This is a genomic window from Photobacterium minamisatsumaniensis, from assembly GCF_050336695.1.
GTDB classification, from domain to species: Bacteria; Pseudomonadota; Gammaproteobacteria; order Enterobacterales; family Vibrionaceae; genus Photobacterium; species Photobacterium minamisatsumaniensis.
The window spans coordinates 122,641-140,989 of the sequence record NZ_JAKJSI010000011.1; the positions used below are offsets into that span (position 1 = coordinate 122,641).

General features: G+C 43.7%; 14 protein-coding genes. 6 read left to right on the plus strand and 8 right to left on the minus strand.

The annotated features are described in order from the left end of the window. Positions 1-70: 70 nt before the first annotated feature. Both yieH and L4D78_RS02730 read right to left on the minus strand, forming a co-directional pair. Positions 71-736 carry a 6-phosphogluconate phosphatase gene (yieH, locus tag L4D78_RS02725; protein ID WP_428465521.1) on the minus strand — a complete coding sequence of 222 codons (666 nt, stop codon included), beginning with the start codon at positions 734-736 and terminating at the stop codon, positions 71-73. A 191-nt stretch (positions 737-927) separates the two neighbouring features. Continuing rightward, on the minus strand, positions 928-1,386 hold the full coding sequence (locus L4D78_RS02730) for a hypothetical protein (protein WP_428465522.1): 459 nt from the start codon (positions 1,384-1,386) through the stop codon (positions 928-930). Between the two features lie 77 nt (positions 1,387-1,463). Between L4D78_RS02730 and L4D78_RS02735 the strand changes: the two genes are divergently transcribed. After that, positions 1,464-2,123 (plus strand): CatB-related O-acetyltransferase, encoded by a 660-nt coding sequence (locus L4D78_RS02735; RefSeq protein WP_428465523.1) that lies wholly within the window; start codon positions 1,464-1,466, stop codon positions 2,121-2,123. Positions 2,124-2,175: 52 nt separating this feature from the next. Here L4D78_RS02735 and L4D78_RS02740 read toward each other — a convergent pair whose 3' ends face one another. From L4D78_RS02740 to L4D78_RS02755, 4 genes are all read right to left on the minus strand, one after another. Next, on the minus strand, positions 2,176-2,805 hold the full coding sequence (locus tag L4D78_RS02740) for a CatB-related O-acetyltransferase (RefSeq protein WP_428465524.1): 630 nt from the start codon (positions 2,803-2,805) through the stop codon (positions 2,176-2,178). 347 nt (positions 2,806-3,152) lie between these two features. Beyond that, positions 3,153-5,183: an oxidoreductase gene (locus L4D78_RS02745; RefSeq protein WP_428465525.1), complete on the minus strand. Its 2,031-nt coding sequence runs from the start codon at positions 5,181-5,183 to the stop codon at positions 3,153-3,155. Positions 5,184-5,406: 223 nt separating this feature from the next. Beyond that, a complete protein-coding gene (locus L4D78_RS02750; protein WP_428465526.1) occupies positions 5,407-6,426 on the minus strand; it encodes a helix-turn-helix domain-containing protein in 1,020 nt (339 codons plus the stop codon). 236 nt (positions 6,427-6,662) lie between these two features. Beyond that, on the minus strand, positions 6,663-7,685 hold the full coding sequence (locus L4D78_RS02755; RefSeq protein ID WP_428465527.1) for a linear amide C-N hydrolase: 1,023 nt from the start codon (positions 7,683-7,685) through the stop codon (positions 6,663-6,665). 477 nt (positions 7,686-8,162) lie between these two features. On the opposite strand from L4D78_RS02755, the gene L4D78_RS02760 reads away from it, so the two are divergent. Genes L4D78_RS02760 through fadA form a run of 3 tightly spaced genes read left to right on the plus strand, consistent with a single transcriptional unit; the run spans position 8,163 to position 12,836 of the window. After that, the gene (locus L4D78_RS02760) at positions 8,163-9,470 is read left to right on the plus strand and encodes an acetyl-CoA hydrolase/transferase family protein (RefSeq protein WP_428465528.1); all 1,308 of its coding nucleotides are present in this window, start codon (positions 8,163-8,165) and stop codon (positions 9,468-9,470) included. 27 nt (positions 9,471-9,497) lie between these two features. Further along, positions 9,498-11,639, plus strand: coding sequence for a fatty acid oxidation complex subunit alpha FadB (fadB, locus tag L4D78_RS02765; protein WP_428465529.1), 2,142 nt, complete (start codon positions 9,498-9,500; stop codon positions 11,637-11,639). A gap of 15 nt (positions 11,640-11,654) precedes the next feature. After that, positions 11,655-12,836, plus strand: coding sequence for an acetyl-CoA C-acyltransferase FadA (gene fadA, locus L4D78_RS02770; protein ID WP_428465530.1), 1,182 nt, complete (start codon positions 11,655-11,657; stop codon positions 12,834-12,836). Positions 12,837-13,398: 562 nt separating this feature from the next. Here fadA and L4D78_RS02775 read toward each other — a convergent pair. Together L4D78_RS02775 and L4D78_RS02780 are read right to left on the minus strand one after the other, a co-directional pair. Further along, on the minus strand, positions 13,399-14,241 hold the full coding sequence (locus L4D78_RS02775; RefSeq protein WP_428465531.1) for a hypothetical protein: 843 nt from the start codon (positions 14,239-14,241) through the stop codon (positions 13,399-13,401). 369 nt (positions 14,242-14,610) lie between these two features. After that, entirely contained in the window at positions 14,611-15,537 is a 927-nt protein-coding gene (locus tag L4D78_RS02780; RefSeq protein WP_428465532.1) for a Rossmann-fold NAD(P)-binding domain-containing protein, read from the minus strand. 103 nt (positions 15,538-15,640) lie between these two features. Here L4D78_RS02780 and L4D78_RS02785 point away from each other — a divergent pair, with 103 nt between their 5' ends. Together L4D78_RS02785 and L4D78_RS02790 are read left to right on the plus strand one after the other, a co-directional pair. After that, positions 15,641-16,531, plus strand: a complete 891-nt coding sequence (locus L4D78_RS02785; protein WP_428465533.1) for a LysR family transcriptional regulator — start codon at positions 15,641-15,643, stop codon at positions 16,529-16,531. A gap of 328 nt (positions 16,532-16,859) precedes the next feature. Next, positions 16,860-18,053, plus strand: a complete 1,194-nt coding sequence (locus L4D78_RS02790) for an acetate/propionate family kinase (RefSeq protein WP_428465534.1) — start codon at positions 16,860-16,862, stop codon at positions 18,051-18,053. The last annotated feature ends 296 nt before the right edge of the window (positions 18,054-18,349 follow it).

Sequence of the window (18,349 nt, forward strand, 5' to 3'; positions counted from 1 at the left end):
TGCTGGCGGGGGAAAGCCTAGTCCATTTTATGCCGGCTAGGCTTTTGCGACATAACTGGTGGGGTATCAGTTATTTGGCCTTAATGTACTCAAGTAATTCAAGCATCGTACTGATGGTGGTCACCGTCGGATGGTTGATTTCGGGGGCATACTCATTCGCGGCGTAGTGGAAGGTCGGAATATTGGCATTAATGCCAGCTTGCACACCCTTCTCGGTATCGTCAACAAAAACACAGTCGCTTAAGCTGTATCCCATATGCATGGCGGCAAAATGAAGTAAATCTGGATCCGGCTTCCAGCTGCTGGCTTCAAAGCCGCTGAATAGCTTGCTTTCGAAATAAGGCAATAGATTGGTCAGCCCTAACGTATGCTCCATTTTGAATACCGGACCATTCGAGGCAATACACATTTCTATCCCCATTTCTTCAAGTGCTGCCAGTAATGCTGGCACACCATCAATGGGCTCTAGATGCTTCTCAAACAACTGGCGGCACTCTTGGCGATACATTGGTTCAAGGATGTCTATTGGCGTTGTTACGCCAGTGCGCTTTCGGGTTTCAGCCAGAATATCAACGATTTTTCCGCCTTGAAAATGGCGAATACACTCATCAAGGCTCAATGTCCCGCCTTGCGTTGAAAAGATATTAACCAGAGCTTGGTTACACAGCTTTTCGCTATCGACGAGTGTGCCATCACAGTCAAAAATTACACAGCGGATTTTATGTGGTTTATCCATAAAGTGTCTTGGCCTTTTGCCTATAACGATGAGTGATTGATATTACAGAGAGGGCATTTCGACAATAAACAGTTTGGTGTTTTGTTACCTATATCGCTGAGTGTGATTGCTGTGATGGAAAAAGTGTGGCGGCAAGCGCATTTACTTGCCCACCGTTTCATAACAATTACTTAGCTGTTAGAGAGGATAAATTACAACTGTGAGGCAATGAAGTCTTCAAGTCTTGCTATTCCCGTATCGTTTTTTTGTTTCTCAGCCAGCAGAAAGTCATAGATAGCATCTTCATGCTGCTGTACCAGCTGGTACAGCTCTTGATGCTCGGTGGCTGCGAGAGCTTGTTCACGGTATTTAATGGCATAAGGTTTTACCCAAGGGATCAGGGTATTTAGCAGTGTGTTCCACTCTAAATGTACCCACTGCTCTGCATCTCTAATGCCTTTATCTTGCATCGCTTGTTCGTCGCCGAAGTTGTTGAAGCCTTGCTGGATCAAGCCATCTTTCAGCTTTTTAGCGGTAATTTCTTCGACTTGTATCAGAAGTTGCCATTTATTGATGTGACTATCATCGCTATACTTTTGGGCAAAAGCAGAGAAAAAGGCAATGCCGTAATGTTCACCAAGGTAGGCAGAATACAGTTGTTCTAAATGCATGGGGTATACCTGTGTTGCTCAGCGGTTAGATGTTTGCTATTGGGAGAGCGGATCGGCAATTATTATAAGGGGTAGCTATGTCTTCTTCCATCTTTCCATCATGGCTGGGTGGCTATGAGATCAAAGCGCATGTTCGTAACCCAAATATAGTGGTAGGTGATTACACCTATTATTCCGGTTATTACCATGATAAGCATTTTGAAGATCACTGCGTGCGCTATTTGCTCGGGGACCATTCAAGCAAAGCCGTCTGGGAGTCGGGTATTTTTGGTGATGTCGATAAGTTAATTATTGGCAAGTATTGTTCCATTGCATCTGGAGCGACATTCATGTTGGCTGGCAATCAAGGACACCGCCATGATTGGGTATCATCATTTCCATTTGATGTGAGTAAATTTGGCGATAAAGTAAAGTCAGGCTTTGAACGTGCTGGTGATACGGTGATAGGCAATGATGTCTGGATTGGCTCTGAATGTGTGATCATGCCCGGAGTTACTATTGGTGACGGTGCTGTGGTTGGTGCGCGTGCGGTGGTCACAAAAGATATCCCGCCATACTCCGTTGTGGTGGGGAACCCAGGGCAGGTGATTAAACAGCGCTTTAGTACTGAACAAGTTACAATGTTACTTGAAATGAAGTGGTGGGACTGGCCACTCGATCAACTGCAAGCCAATATGGATATCATGTGTAGTAATGATATCGATGGTTTATATCGACGTTATCTTGAAACGCGTTAATCTCGTTATCGATTGAATAAAGCCGGCCAACAATGCTTGACCGGCTTTTTAATTATTTCAACGAGCTATATTGCTGATGGACACGTTCAAGTGCATCTATGTCCGATGCACATATCAATGGTTTGAGGGCTTCAAACTTTTCTTTTGGCCAATCGTACATTTTTAGTGCCAATAAGCGGCTTGTGACCTCGGTCGAAAAGCGCTGTTTAATCGCTTTGGCTGGTGACCCCCCCACAATGGTGTAGGGTGGCACATTCTTGGTCACGACGCTGTTGGCCGCAACAATTGCCCCTTCGCCAATGTGTACTCCGGGCATGATCATTGCCCGCATGCCTATCCAGCAACCATCATCTAGTAGGGTGTCTCCTTTTGACTGGTAACTTTCTTCGATAGTTTCCATAAATGGATAAAGAGAAAACCAGTCTGTGCGGTGAGTATGGTTACCGCCCATTAAGATCACCACTTCGGCACCGATGCAGACGTAATCGCCAATATACAGCTTATCGATTTCCCAGCGAGGCTCCCAGTTACGGCTTATTTCGTCGCCGTGCAAATACCGAACGACCGACCGTTCAAACCCATTATCATAAGCATCGCTATAGTAGCTATGTGTGCCTTTTAAGATGATGTTTTTGTTGGTGACGGTTTCATGGAGCATTTCCATGTTTGACCAGTGTTTCATAGTAGTGCCTTGCATTAATCATAAAATATGAAGCAAATAGAAGGCCACAAAAACAGAATACGTGATGAGTCTTTGTGGCAGTGAATGAAATAACGATTCACTGCCTTAGCTAAGCGATACGGGGCTGTTTGAGGTAAGCAATTTCGACCACAGAAGCGTTCTCGGTCATACAGCGGTGTAATACTGGCATGGGCGCTCCTGTTCAAAAAGTAAGTGTTGGTATCATACTCTTAGTACTTGTGCTGTCAATTGGTGCAATAAGGTAACAATTAATATTGTTGCGGCATAAAAAAGGCTGCCCGGTCGGTAGGGGCAGCCAAAGGAGACAACGTTAACTCGTAATTATTTTAAATTGAACGCGCTACTTCATAGCCATCCCAAATAGAAGCCATAATGGTACGGGCTTCTTGGCTATCACCAATGTTAAAGATCCCTTCAACATCGAGTTGGTTCGATAATTCGTCAAACAAGCTATGTTCTGCTTTATAGCCCATGGCGAGAATAACGTGATCAGCGTTAATCTCATCCATTGCTGTTTCGTCGGTTGCAGAGCACACTTCAATACCGTTATCAGTGATTGATTTCAAGAACGTGGATGTTTTTACCTCTACACTTTCTTTTACCAATAGTTCTTTAAGCATCTGGTAGTTAGCAAAACACGTACCGTGAGGGCCACCAATGATATCGTCGGTGCCTTCAATAAGGATTGCCTTCTTACCTTTCTGAGCCAGCCACAATGCAGTTTCAGAGCCAACTAAACCACCCCCAATGACCACGACAGTTTCACCGGTGATCTGTTCTGGGTTCATGAGTACATCTTCAGCAACAGCAACATGCGCTTTATCTTGCCCTGCTAACCAAGACGGTTTGGTTGGACGAGATCCTGTCGCAAAAATAACGCTGTCTGGATTTTCAGCCTCAATTGTTTCTTTTGTTGCTGCCGTATTCATACGAACATCAACATTCTTACGTGTCATCTCGCCTTCAAACCAAGTGATAAGCTGTTTATCATCATGTTTAAATGGCGCTTGTGAACCTGGAATAACGTTTCCGCCTAAGTGACCTGACTTTTCGAACAAAACAACGTCATGCCCACGTTCAGAGGCAATGCGAGCTGCTTCCATGCCACCGACACCGCCGCCAACAACAACAATTTTTTGCGTTTTATGTGTTGCCGTTAGTTTGTACTCGTCTTCTCGGCCACAGCTTGGATTCACCGCACACGAAAGGTTACCCACTTCAGCCATGCGGCCAAGGCAGCCAAGGTGGCATGACAGGCAAGGACGAACTTCTTCAAAACGGCCACGGCGGATCTTGTTGACGACGTCAGGGTCTGCGAGCAGTGGTCGGCCCATTGAAATACCGTCGGCAATACCAGCGCTGACGGCATGGCAGGCAAGCTCAGGATCTTCCATTCGGCCAGCCATCAGTACGGGAATATCAACCACTTCAGAGACTGCTTTACAGTATGGTTTGTACATCCCCGGTTCGAAGTAGTTAGGCGGGTGGTTCCAGTACCATGAATCATAAGTGCCGGCATCAACATTAAGGGCATCAAACCCTGCATCTTGCAGGTATTTGGCTGCGATTAGGCCTTCTTCCATGTCACGGCCGACTTCTTCTGCTTGCTCGCCCGGTAAGATCCCCTGACCGAAGCCTTTCATATTCCCTTTTACTGAGTAGCGCAATGAAACTGGGAAGTCGTCACCACACAGCGCTTTGATGCCTTGTACAATTTCGACCGCGAAACGGTAGCGGTTTTCAAAGTTGCCGCCATATTGGTCGGTACGCTTATTAAAGAATTCCATTGTGAACTGGTCGAGCAGATACCCTTCATGTACGGCATGGATTTCAACGCCATCATACCCCGCTTTTTGAGCGATAACGGCTGATTCAATGAATTTACCGATGAAGTATTTTACTTCTTCGGTTGTAAGCTCACGGTGGTTTAGGGTAGGGTCAAACCGGTTTGCAGCCTGAGAGGGTGCAACGAGTTTATCTTCAGGTGAAAAGCCGGGAATACAAGAGCGTCCCCATCCCGCAGTGAGTTGGGCGAAAATTTTAGTGCCGTAAGCATGGACACGTTCGGTCATCTCTTTGGCACTTCGAAGATAAGCCGTTGGGTGATTCGTTGGACAGGGTAGGGAAGGCATTGGGAATTGTTCGAGTTCATTCTCGACCATTTGCACGCCAGTAATAATTAAACCAACACCACCTTTGGCGCGAGCCACATAATATTCAACACCGCGTTGATTATATGCGCCATCATTATCCACACAGCCCAGTGTACCCATAGGGGCCATTGAGTAACGGTTCTTGAGGATAAGAGAGCCAATTTTCATTGGCTCAAATAACACTCTATGTGTTTCTTTCATCATAGCTTTACGCTCCAGTATTTTTATAGCGGTATGCTGTTGTTACCGCATTAACTGGCAATAATTAAAACAAGAACTGAGCGTTAAAACTTGGCATTTTAAGCCAAAAGGATAGCTTTAAATGCCATCCATCTTCCTTTTGATTTTGATCATACATAGGGACACATTTGTGCCAGTGTGGTGAAAAATGACGCACATACCTAGCACATGTATCTAGCGCCCGTATCTAACGAAGAGTGGAGTGGGACGGACTGCTCCCCGTCCAGCGCTTAAACGCCCTAGAAAAGGTGCTTAAATCAGAAAAACCTAACTGAAACGCAATTTCCGTCATGTTCACATTGGGTTGATTGAGCAACTGCAGTGCTTTTTCGAGTTTATACTTTTCAACGACACCCCGATAACTGGTGCCCACATCGGCGAGTCTACGATTAAGCGTTCGTATACTTATAAGCATTTTGGCGGCAATGTTTTGGCCAGATATATCCGTTAAAGATGGCATATCATCAAGCGCTTTATAGACTTGTAAAACGATATCAGTATTTTCTATTTCAGCTGCATGCTGACGTAATAATAAATGTGTAACGGGGTAAAGCTCAGGATCACTGGTCGATAGTGGGGTAAATAGGTGCTGGCGGCGAATACAAATTTTTCTTATCGGTGAACCCAGCGAGATTTGGCACTGTGTTTTCTGTTCAAACTCGGCGCAGAGATGGTTGTCATAAGGCCATTGAATCAGTTTTATTTGAATATCATGCAGGCTAAATTCTGTGGTTTGGTGGATCATTTGCAATATCGCTGAGATGTATAAGGTAACGCCTGAATAAGTAATGTGTGACTCTTTGTTGAGTGGCTCATGGTTTATGATCCAAAGCTCCGCATCCCCCTGGGGCGTTTCATGGAAGCGCAGCCGAATCGGTGAGCCAATGGCAACGCTATACTTACACGCATCTTTTAGCATTTGCATTAGATTTGGAGCGGTCCATAGGGTAAGCGAAAAGCAGCCAAATGTTAGCGGGTTTATATGCATAGAAGCTTGAACGGGAAATAGGGGATCGCCACTATCTTGTGTCATTTGGTGAAGAATCGCTCTGACGTCACGTACATCAGGTTGGTCGCTCGAGGCATCAAGCTGGCTGAAATAATGATCGATATCCAAATTGTTTTGTAGGGCTGTTTGTTTTATTAATTTAACCCACCCCTTATGGATAGACATTGATGTGATAGGCTTTAAGGTGTTGTTACTCATCAGTTTAGAGCCCTATTCTAGCGTCGGTAGAGGTATAATATCGCTATAGTTCGTTGGCTATTCATATGTTGAATAGTTTTGTGACCAAGGTGACAAATTAACCACATTTATTGTGTGGTAAGCGTTATTATTATGCTGTTAATTTGAATTATGGTTGATTATGGTGTTTTTTTTATACATAAAAAAACACAGCCACCGAAGTGGCGGCTGTGTGCTCGCTTTTCTTTAACGTTTGGTTACTTACCAGAAGCAATAATTTGCTGGGTAATATCGCCTGCTAAATTAGCGGAATCCATTTCAAAATGGATATCTTTACCTGATTCAAGCACCTCATAGAAGTTGAACTTCACGTTGCTCCAAGTATCACCCCATAGGTACTCCCACACAGCATCGCCACTGTTCAAGTTTTGGGTTAATGACCATTCGGTTGCATACCCTGCCATTTCACCATTGACTTCTCGGTTGGCGGCATCGTGAGGAATACGGAATACCGTTGTTGCCAGCTTCATCATGCCATTAACCGAAGAGCTAGGTTGTACTAGTTGCTCACTGAAATAAGATGCGTGCAGGAAGCGGTCTCTTGGGTTGGTATTACCGGTAGAGCCAAAATCAGCTTCACTCCACGTCTTGGTGATTTTTCCTGACGCACTGTTCCATGCGTCAATATGACTTTGCTGGCTTGGTTGGTTGGTCATGATCATTGCATCATCACCGCGGTAGATAGAGACCCCGTCTTTGTCATGCTCAATAACGACACGATCACCAGTCTTATCGGTTAGCGCCCAATGGAACGCAGGTGCATTAGGAAGGCTAGGGTGTGAAGCCATTTCAGTTTGGAGGTTTTGAATGTTTTCTACAACCTCTTCAACATTGGCGTAATTCGCGATCAGGTATTCACCAAGGGCAAGCTGAGAGATGGTATCTGTGCCAGTGTCTTGCATATTCATTGGCGCATAATACATGGTGTTGACCTGCAAGCCTTCGCTATTTACACCGTCATGGACAAGGCCACCGTATGAAAGAATTGCGAGGATATCGTATTGGGTTTCATAGGTCGTGCCGTGACCTTTTACGCCATGCATTAATCGCTCGCTGCCGGCTTTAATCGTTCCGAGAATTGGCGACGTTGATTCAACCCAGTCATTAGTACGAGTCGTTAATGTGCCAAAGTCAGTATTCCATGCGATAGAAGTACAAGCCTGTGATGCCGTAGTGAATGACGCAGCGGCAATAGCTGTTGCAATAAGTAGTTTTTTCATAGTCATAGGATTCCAAATTTATTAATTAAAATAAATAACTAGCAGGACATTTCGTTTATAAGACGTATATTTTATTAGTCGCTCTAATAATGTTTATTAATAATAATTAGCTTTAAATAAAAATAGTTGATGAAGATCGACAATTGTCTTTTCTGACCTGAGCTATCAAACCTTTGGCTGGAAATGACAAGTCAAAGTCTGCTTAAGCTGTCTTTATTGTCTTGTTTTGCGGTCACGTTCGGCGACGATGAGATAATTGTGAGCTGTGTCATGCTAGTGAGTTTTGACTGGTGAAGTCATACTTTTGGCCTGAAATGCAAAGTAACTCTTCCCTCCTCGACATATATTGACGGTACAGAAAAGGAGTTATTTCTGAACCCTACATTCGCAACTTGTTTCTTCCCTAATATATAAAAGGATATTTATTTAAACGTAAGGAAGAAGGTAAATAAGTTGCTATATATCTGAGAGGTCGTTATGACACTTTGGCAACAGAACTACGAAAGTAAGCTAATTTCACTGACTGATTCAACGAAGCTAATAAAATCAGAAGATACAGTTTGGGCTGGTGGCCTATTAGGCACCCCTGTTCTATTTTTACTTGAGTTAGAAAAACGCGCCGAAGAAGTTAAAAACTGTGAACTATACACAGGCCTTATCACTCATCCATACGGTTTTTTGAAACCTGAATTCCGTAGCAGCTTCAAGCATATGAGTCTTTTCATGGGGCCGCTTGAGCGCAAAATGCAAAAAATTGGTAACGTTGAAACTATCAACTTCCATTTCTCTCACTTCCCTCAACTATTTAACCACATTCAACCCAATGTGATGGTTGTCGAAATGACACCACCAAACGAAGATGGCTACATGAGCATGGGTGCTTGTGGTGGTGTAGGTAATGCTGAGGCGATGAAATATGCAGATACCATTATCGCGGTTATCAATAACCAGCAGCCATTTATTGGCGGTGAAGAGAACCTTGTTCACATTGATCAAGTTACCCACATTACAGAAGGCCATCACCCTGTTGCGGGTCCAAAAGGTGGCGAGCCTTCTGAGTTAGAAAAAACCATTGCGTCACATGTTATTCCTTACGTTAAAGATGGTATGACGATCCAAATCGGTATCGGCACCATTTCTAATGCAATGGGCATGGCGCTGAAAGGCCATAAAGGTCTTGGTATTCACACCGAAATGTTCACCGAGTCAATGATGGAGCTGTGTAAAGCCGGCGCTGTTAGCGGTGACAACAAGAACTACAAGCCAAACAAAATCATCACTGCGTTTACTGCGGGTTCACAAGACCTAATTGACTACGTTCATAACAACCCAGAAATCGAAATGGGTAATGTATCGACAGTGGTTAACCCGTATGAGATTGCGAAAAACGACAACTTCGTATCATTAAATACCTGCATCATGGCTGATCTGACGGGTCAGGTTGCATCTGAAGGTGTTGGTTTTAACCAAATTTCGGGTTCTGGTGGCCAAGTCGACTTCATTCGTGGCGCACAAATGTCGAAAGGTGGCATCAGTATTCTTTGCCTTGCTTCTACGCATAAAGGGAAAGACGGACTTGAGTCAACGATCCGCGTTGCATTACCAGCGGGTACACCTGTTACAACACCACGTAATGACGTGCAGATTATTGCAACAGAGTATGGCAGTGCAGACCTTCGTGGCCTTTCTGTCCCACAACGTGTTGAAGCACTTATTGATATTGCTCACCCAGATTTCCGTGACGCATTACGCGACGAAGCGACTTCTGCTGGCCTTTGCAAGTAATCTGACCGATATAACGAGGATAATTTTATGTACCAAGGACAAAGCTTTCAGGTTGTCGCACGTGGTCAGTTTGCTGAACTGATTTTCGATGACCAAAATGATGTTGTAAACACACTGCGTAAGTCTGCAGTAGAAGACTTACAAGCTGCAATTGCAGTAATAGATAAATCAGATGCGAAGGGCCTAATCATTCGCTCTGGTAAAGGTTTATTCAGTGCCGGTGCTGATGTAAAAGCATTCCGTGAGTTATTCACTGGTGGTGAAGCTGCAATTAATGAATACCTTGAGTGGGTTCACGCGGTTTACAACAGCCTTGAAGATCTAGCCATGCCGAAAGTGGCCATTATCAACGGTGTTGCTGCTGGTGGCGGTGTTGAGCTCTCTATGCTTGCTGAGTACCGTATCGCAACGGCTGATGCAAAAATTAGCCTGCCTGAAGTGAAATTAGGCATCATGCCTGGTTGGGGTGGCATGACACGTCTACCTCGTATCGTTGGCGTAGATACTTCTCTACAGTGGCTAACGACAGGTAAAAACTTCCGTGCTGCAAAAGCACTAGAACACCGTTTTGTCGATGGTGTTATCGATGCGAAAGCCGATCCAATCGCAGAAGCAGAAGCTGTGCTGACTTCTTGCATCGAAGGTGACTTCGATTGGGCTGCACGTCAAACCGAGAAAAAAACAGCTCTTAAATTAAGTCAGTATGAACTTAGCATGTCGATCAATGTTGCACGCGGTATGGTGGCTAAAGTTGCGGGTAAACATTACCCAGCACCAAGCATTATGCTAAGCACGATTGAAAAGGCGGCGTACTGTGCACGTGAAGAAGCACTAAGCATTGAGCGTGCGGGTATCGCAAAATGTGCTGAAAGCGGCGTTGCTGATGCACTTGTTTCTGTTTTCCTTAGCGACATGGCAGTGAAGGCCAAAACGAAGAAGTTCGCAAAAGGCGCTGAAGCAACGAAAGAACTAGGTGTTATTGGCGCGGGTATCATGGGCGGTGGTATCGCTTACGTTACTGCTGATAAAGGCATGGATGTTGTCATGAAAGACATCAACAAAGCCGGTATTAACCTTGGCCTTTCTGAGGCGAACAAGCTGCTAGCTAAGCAAGTTGCAAAAGGTCGTAAAACCCCCGTTGAAATGGGTGAGACACTTAACCGTATCCAGCCAACGCTGCATAACAGTGCCCTAGAGAGCTGTGACCTGATTGTTGAAGCAGTTGTTGAAAACCCAATGATCAAAGAAAAAGTGCTTGCTGAGCTTGAAACAGTTGCGCCAAACGCTGTGATTGCATCAAACACATCAACACTCATGATCAGTGGTTTAGCACAGGCAATGAAAAAGCCTGAAAACTTCTGTGGTATCCACTTCTTCAACCCAGTGCCAAATATGCCACTTGTTGAAGTTATCCGTGGTGAAAAAACCAGTGATGAAACGATCACTAAAGCAGTGAAGTATGTAGCACAGCTAGGTAAAACGCCTATCGTTGTTAACGACTGTGCGGGCTTCCTTGTAAACCGCTGCCTAACGCCTTACTTCATGGCATTCAACCAGCTAATCGTTGATGGTGGTGACATCCCAACCATCGATAAAGTGATGAGCAAAGGTTTCGGTTGGCCGATGGGCCCTGCTTTCCTTCTTGATGTAATTGGTCTAGACACCGCTGCACACTGTATTGATGTTATGGACGAAGCATTCCCAGGCCGTATGTCTAAGCCTGAAATCAATGTTATCCAGAGCTTTGTTGATAACAAGTTCTTAGGCCAGAAAAATGCGCAAGGCTTTTACGCTCATACACCGGATCGTCGAGGTCGTATCAAGCCTTCGGCGTCTGAAGAGTCTAATGCACTTATCGAATCGTTACGCGCAGGTGCTACATCTATCGATGCTGAAACGATCACACTGCGTATGATGCTTCCTATGATGTTTGAAGCGATTCGCTGTCTTGATGAAGGCATTATTGCTTCTCCGGAAGAAGCGGATATCGCAATGATTTACGGTACTGGCTTCCCTCCTTTCCGTGGCGGTTTATTCTACTACATGGATCAAATGGGCTTAGATAAGCTTGTTGCTGCGGCTGAGAAATTTAGCCACCTTGGTGAACTTTATCAAGCGCCGAAAGGCCTTATCGAACGCGCTAATAACAACCAGAAATTTTACGCTTAATCCGGGGATATGATGATGAAAAATGTAGTAATTGTTGATGCGATTCGTACCCCGATGGGGCGTTCTAAGAACGGCGTATTCCGTCATACACGTGCCGATGACCTGTCTGCAAACCTAATGAAAGCAATGTTTGAGCGTCAGCCGAATGTTGACCCTAAACTTGTTGACGATGTTATCTGGGGTTGTGTACAGCAAACAGAAGAGCAAGGCGTAAACCTTGCTCGTAATGCGGCACTTCTTGCGGGCTTACCTGTAGAAGTACCAGCCACAACGGTTAACCGTTTATGTGGCTCGTCAATGGATGCGCTTCACATGGCTGCTCGTGCGATTAAAGCAGAAGACGCTGACATTATTCTTGTTGGTGGTGTTGAGCACATGGGCCACGTACCGATGACAAAAGGGCTGAACTTCAACCCTGCGCTTGATAAGAACATGGCGCAGGCATCTGCCGCGATGGGTATTACCGCGGAAGGTCTTGCTAAGATCCACAAGATTTCTCGTGAAGAGCAAGACACACTAGGTGCACGTTCTCATCGCCTGGCACATCAAGCAACAGTTGAAGGCCGTTTCAGTAATGAGATTGTGCCGATGATGGGGCACGATGCCTCAGGTCGCCCTGTACTTGTAAAAAATGATGAAGTTATTCGTCCAGAAACAACGGTTGAATCGCTGGGTAAACTACGTCCGGTATTTGACCCTGTTAACGGTACGGTAACTGCGGGTACTTCTTCTGCGTTATCTGACGGTGCATCATGCCTGCTGGTGATGAGCGAAGAAAAAGCAAAAGAGCTAGGGGTAACACCACGTGCTCGTATTATTGCTGCGACAGCGGCTGGCGTGCCATCGGCGATTATGGGCGTAGGACCTATTCCTGCGAGCCAAAAAGCCCTGAAGAAAGCAAACCTCACAATTAATGATATTGATTTTGCAGAAGTGAATGAAGCATTCGCTGCACAAGCCATTCCATGTCTGCGTGAGCTAGGCCTATGGGAAGACCGTGAAGAGAAGGTAAACCTGCACGGTGGTGCTATCTCTCTTGGTCACCCTCTAGGTTGCTCTGGGGCGCGTATTGTTGGCTCGCTGATCAATATTATGGAACAACGTCATGGTCGTTACGGCTTAGCGACCATGTGTATAGGTATGGGGCAGGGAATTGCTACCATTATTGAGAGAGTAGAAGCTGAAAAAATCAGTTAAGACATAAAGAAATAACTTTCGTTGATATCGATATTAGGGGCTCTTATGAGCCCCTTTTTTTTGGTTGTGGCATGGGACATGGTACGGGTTTTATGGAATGTGGCACGCTGAGTAAAGATGGTGACCGTTTCGGTTAATCGCTTTTAGGGGACTTTCGGTACAGTAGAGAGGTTAACGCATTGAGGATATTACTATATGGAACGTCGTGATTTTATTAAAGTGATAGCTGAGCTTTACTTAGGGGATTAGCGCGATTATGAGTGAAAAATAATGAAATACTTGATGGGGTTAAGAGCTATGTGGAGTATTGTTCACGCCACATGTGCGGTATAAAACAGCATAGTGACTTTACTGATTGATTGTATTTATTATGAGTGTGAAATTATCTTGTAAGGACTTAGCTTAAACTAACAAATGGGGAGATGAGTTTGGTGGTTATTTTTATTATATTGTATTTATATTAAGTTGTTATAAATGTTGTTTCTATATGAATAAGATAAATCAAGAAATAGAAAATAAAAAAGAGCTTATTAAAGCTCTTTTTTATAATGAATAATCTTAATTACCAATTATATTGGATACCAACCGATACCGCGGTATCTTGTGATGGGTTAATATCAATGCCGAAGTAGTCATATTTCTGGTAAGAGGTATGTTCAAATCGACCATTTATCCACCATTTTTTACTTTCACCTAATGGGGCACCGACACGAAGTTGCCATTTCATATATTTAACTTCAGTATCATGGTCACCGTAGCCTGCAAAATATTCTGGCATCAAAGTGAAGTAGCTACCGCTATTTGATAGTTGTCGTCTTACAACGGGTAAGAAAAAGAAGCCATCAAAGTCGCTGGAGCCTAAACCAATCGAGCTGGCTAATCCGTCTTTACCCATATCACCATTAAACACGTAGTTTAATTGTGGCATAAATGTCCACTGGTTCCATTGATAGTTAGCAATCACTCCCAGTGAGTCGAAGCTATAGCCAAACTTTCCGTCTGGAACATGCTTTAGGTTGCGGTCGATACCATAGTAGTTCCAGCCCATACTAAAAGATTCATTGATGCGCCATTGCTGACTCATCATCCCCCGTATTTGCATGAGGTCATTACCGTAAGGCGACTGGTGGCTGCCATTACTGGTATCATCAAGCTTACCAAAAATAGCTTCGATGAAGCCAAAATAAGTGCTATTACCCAAACGGCCGAGTGTGTATGTATCAACCATAATATTTTGGCTCGATACATTGTAGCCTTCATCGACCTTAGAAGCGGTCGCCGAGGTCGATTGCGCGTATATTGCTGATGTTGTACTGTAATTTTGCCAGTATGGTTGTTGGTTTACTTCTTCTGCACTTAATGGGGCATTAAAACTCGCTAATAATGCAATGCAACTAATGTGCATTTTATTTCTTAATATCATATCTAACCTATTAATTGGTTTTATTTTTTGTGATGGAAATAAAGACTTTTGTTTCATGTGGGTATACTAAACCTTTAATAAGTGATGATCTGTGACAGCTTCGATCCCTCATATATGACGGCGTATTACATCAAACGATTGTCGTGAATGGCACAAAAAATACCTGTCATTAACAATTTGAAATACAATGTTATTCGTATTATTGAATATTTAAATTTAACAATATTCTGAGTTTTGTTTAAATTAAGGTAGCGAGTTGATTATATTAAAGAATATTTAATTGTGAGGTATTTGGTGGGTAATGTTTAATTATTTTAATGGGAATGTTTGCTGTATATAAATCGTTGTTTATTAATGATTGTTTTTGTTGTTCCAACTGTGCTGTAACGCCAGTTCAAGTGGCGTATGAACAAATGCTTTTCTACCCCAGTCATTGTTTGCTTGAGGTTGTAGCCCTCCTTGTTGCCATAATATTCGCATCCGAAAAAACTGCCTGAATAGGGGCGAAAATAGAGCGATGACCTCGATTACCGTCCATTGGAGGTTGGTAACAGAGACAGGTTTACCACTGGATAATGCTAAGCAACGAGCAATATCTTTCATGCTTGCTTGATGCCCGGGGTAGAAGTTGATATTGAGCGATGGACAAGTACTTGGGCGAGTGGAGAGTTTGTGTACGATATTTTTAGCTAAGTCGGGTAAGTAGGTCCAGTAATGGCGGGTGCCGTAATTGCTGGGTGATTGAATAATCAGTTGTTTATGGGTTTCTTTGATCAGTAGTTTTAAATAACTGCAGCGCGAGGTTAAATTTAAATTATGCCCACAACCAATAACCGTAATCGAAGCACCAAGATCAGCGCTTTGTTGTAACTGTGCCGTTAACTTACCGGGTAATTTAATCGAAACGGGCTTACTTTTTGGCTTAAATAGGGTCGAGAATAATCTGGTTTTCTCTTGTTCATATTGATTGGTCGTGATGACAAGGTGGCGGCGATATTTGGTGATGAGCGATAGAATAATATCGATCGAAAAAGTCATCTGCCCAGTCAGCGGCGACTCAGGCAGATGCAGGAAAATGGTATCTGTTTGCTTGATGAGTTGTGCAAGTAAACCAACATCATGTTTAGTGACTTCAGCAAGGGTTAAATCATGATGAAGTGAAATGGGTTGGCTTGGATCATTAATTGCCGCAGTTACAGACCATTGATAACTGACGAGGGCTTGGCACAAGTGATGCCCCATATCTTGCCCCGCGTCCAAAACTAAGGCTTTCTTCATTATTACCCTTAACCTTGCGATTCATCTCATACTCATGTAGATGCATCATTATGCATTTAGTCGGTATAGTAAATAGACAAAACGGCATAGTGGGTATGTGATAATGAATAGAATGGAATGGGACAGCATTCGGATTTTTCTTGCCGTTGTTGAAGCTGGTAGTATGTCTGCAGCTGCACAGGTACTTGGAATGTCTCAACCGACCGTTAGTCGACAGGTTTTAGCGCTTGAAGAGAAAGTGGGGTTTAATTTATTCGATCGTTCATGCACGGGGTTAACGTTGACCTCTATGGGGGAAGGGCTACTTGAAACCGCAAGGCAAACGGCATCAGGCGCTGAGGCTTTTTTACGTCAGGTAAATGCTTGCACCTTATCTCAAGAAGGCCACGTACGTTTAGCTGTCAGTGAAATGGCGGGATTTTACTTCTTGCCTAAAGCCTTAAAAGCGTTTCATCAACAGTACCCTTCGATTGAAGTTGAAATACTCGTTGATAATCAAGGTGTAAACTTGAATAAGCGCGAGGCTGATTTACTTATATCACTCCACAAATCTGAGCAACCTGACATGGTTGTTAGCCATCTACATCAAGAGCCTTTGGGTTTCTTTGCCCACAGAGAATATTTGCTCGAAGCGGGTATCCCTAACTCCTTAAGAGAGCTTCATGATAATGAGTTTAACCTTATTGGGTATGATCAGCTGGATTATTATCAGAAGTCAGCAAAAGTGATTGGCTATACCGTGACAAAGTCACAGTTTAGTTTTCGTACTGATAGTCACAAAATGCAAATTGAATTAGCACGGGCAAAAGCAGGCATTGCCGTGGTGTTTAAGTCGGTGGCGAAGCAATATCCAGAACTCGTTTCAGTGTTGCCAAACGCGTCGATTCCAGATGTGCAATGGTGGCTAGTATCTCACCGAGATGTACATATAAATCCACGTATTCGCTATTTGATGGAATTTTTGAGTAAATGGTTCAAAAACAACACCACGTGATACGGTTTCTCCGATATGTCCTTAAGATATAAACCCCTATATAATTTGATTGCATATAAAAAAACTTTAGCGGGTGCTGGACGAGATGGTCGATAATTAAGCAAGGTAAAACGTTTTCGCGGCAATAAAGTTGATCTGAACCAGTTAAATTTAACTTTTTTACAATTTTCTAAAAACAAAAGTTGAGTTATTCAAAAAAAATTGAATAATGGAGCCATAATATATAATGCTGAGAAAATGCTGCTCCACACATTTTCCTCTGTAGTCTTGAAAACGTGTAACGGGACAACTTTGTCCTTGAACCCTCAACATTCCTGATGAGATAACCATGAGCAATTCTCTAGTACTAGTAATCAACTCTGGCAGTTCTTCACTGAAGTTTGCATTAATCGACACTGTTAGCGGTGAAGCGACTTTGAGCGGTTTAGGTGAGTGTTTCGGCATGCCTGAAGCTAACGTTAGTTGGAAGATTAACGGCGAGAAAAAAGAATATAAACTTGACGATTCTGGTAACCACCACCAGCTAGCTGTTGACCGCATCGTGACCTTGCTTGAAGAACTAGGCATGAAGCAAGATATCGTTGCTATTGGTCACCGTGTTGTTCACGGTGGAGAGAAGTTTACTCAAACAGTAAAAGTCGACGAAAGCGTTCTTGAAGAAATCGACAACCTTAGCGACCTAGCACCGCTTCATAACCCTGCGCATGTTATTGGTATGCGTGCGGCAATGGCTGCATTCCCAACACTTGCTCAGTACGCTGTATTCGATACGGCTTTCCACCAGACAATGCCTGAAAAAGCATTTACAGGTGCGATCTCTCAAAAGTTGTACAATGACTACGGTATCCGTCGTTACGGTTTCCACGGCACTAGCCACTACTATGTAAGCCGTGAAGCGGCAAAAGTCATCAATAAGCCAATTGATGAAAGTAACTTTATCTCGGTTCACCTGGGTAACGGTGCTTCAGTGTGTGCAATCAAAAACGGTAAGAGTGTTGATACGAGCATGGGCTTCACGCCACTTGCAGGCCTGATGATGGGTACACGTTGTGGTGACCTTGACCCAAGTATCATTGAATTCTTGCTGAAAAAAGGTTGGTCTCAGGAAGAAGTATTCGACGAGTTAAATAAGAAGTCTGGTCTACTAGGTGTTTCAGGCCTAACAAGCGATTGCCGTGGCATTATCGAGGCAATGGAAAGCGGTCATAAGGGTGCAACTTTAGCATTTGAGCTTTTCTGTTACCGTGTTGCTAAGTACATCGGTTCTTACATGGTTGCGCTAGATGAGCTAGATAGCATCATCTTTACTGCAGGCATTGGTGAAAACTCTATGCCTATTCGTAGCAAGATCCTAGAAAACCTGAAGATCTTCGGTTACCGTGAAGACGAAGCAGGTAACGCAGCAGCACGTTTCGGAAACCAAGGTATTATTACCAAGCCGAACACGCCAGTTGCAATGGTTATCCCTACCAACGAAGAGTGGGTAATCGCAAAAGAATCAATGGAATTGCTACACGCTTAATTGTGTAGTCATTTCTAAAAGATACCAAAAACCGTCAGCTTTGCTGGCGGTTTTTTTTTGAGTGTACTGTGTTAAGAGTTTTCACTCAGGGTAGAAAAGCTGCTGGCAGCAGCGTTACCATACGCAGTCGCAATTCTTTCTGGCTGGATGCTTCTGTACTTTGCTTGGTTATGGGATAGGGCTTCCATTTGGGATCTATTCATAAGGCACAAGAAAACGAGTTATGTTCTGCTTCTGTTTTTTATTGATTTTTTTGAAATATTAAATTGCAGTTAGGTAGGAGGAAGTAAAAACAG

Excerpts from the sequence above, each read along its gene's own strand:
- L4D78_RS02735 (WP_428465523.1), top strand. The coding sequence starts at position 1,464 with ATGTCTTCTTCCATCTTTCCATCATGGCTGGGTGGCTATGAGATCAAA.
- L4D78_RS02745 (WP_428465525.1), bottom strand. The coding sequence starts at position 5,183 with ATGATGAAAGAAACACATAGAGTGTTATTTGAGCCAATGAAAATTGGC.
- L4D78_RS02750 (WP_428465526.1), bottom strand. The coding sequence starts at position 6,426 with ATGAGTAACAACACCTTAAAGCCTATCACATCAATGTCTATCCATAAG.
- L4D78_RS02780 (WP_428465532.1), bottom strand. The coding sequence starts at position 15,537 with ATGAAGAAAGCCTTAGTTTTGGACGCGGGGCAAGATATGGGGCATCAC.
- L4D78_RS02775 (WP_428465531.1), bottom strand. The coding sequence starts at position 14,241 with ATGCACATTAGTTGCATTGCATTATTAGCGAGTTTTAATGCCCCATTA.
- L4D78_RS02740 (WP_428465524.1), bottom strand. The coding sequence starts at position 2,805 with ATGAAACACTGGTCAAACATGGAAATGCTCCATGAAACCGTCACCAAC.
- L4D78_RS02755 (WP_428465527.1), bottom strand. The coding sequence starts at position 7,685 with ATGAAAAAACTACTTATTGCAACAGCTATTGCCGCTGCGTCATTCACT.
- fadB (WP_428465529.1), top strand. The coding sequence starts at position 9,498 with ATGTACCAAGGACAAAGCTTTCAGGTTGTCGCACGTGGTCAGTTTGCT.
- fadA (WP_428465530.1), top strand. The coding sequence starts at position 11,655 with ATGAAAAATGTAGTAATTGTTGATGCGATTCGTACCCCGATGGGGCGT.
- yieH (WP_428465521.1), bottom strand. The coding sequence starts at position 736 with ATGGATAAACCACATAAAATCCGCTGTGTAATTTTTGACTGTGATGGC.
- L4D78_RS02730 (WP_428465522.1), bottom strand. The coding sequence starts at position 1,386 with ATGCATTTAGAACAACTGTATTCTGCCTACCTTGGTGAACATTACGGC.
- L4D78_RS02760 (WP_428465528.1), top strand. The coding sequence starts at position 8,163 with ATGACACTTTGGCAACAGAACTACGAAAGTAAGCTAATTTCACTGACT.
- L4D78_RS02785 (WP_428465533.1), top strand. The coding sequence starts at position 15,641 with ATGAATAGAATGGAATGGGACAGCATTCGGATTTTTCTTGCCGTTGTT.
- L4D78_RS02790 (WP_428465534.1), top strand. The coding sequence starts at position 16,860 with ATGAGCAATTCTCTAGTACTAGTAATCAACTCTGGCAGTTCTTCACTG.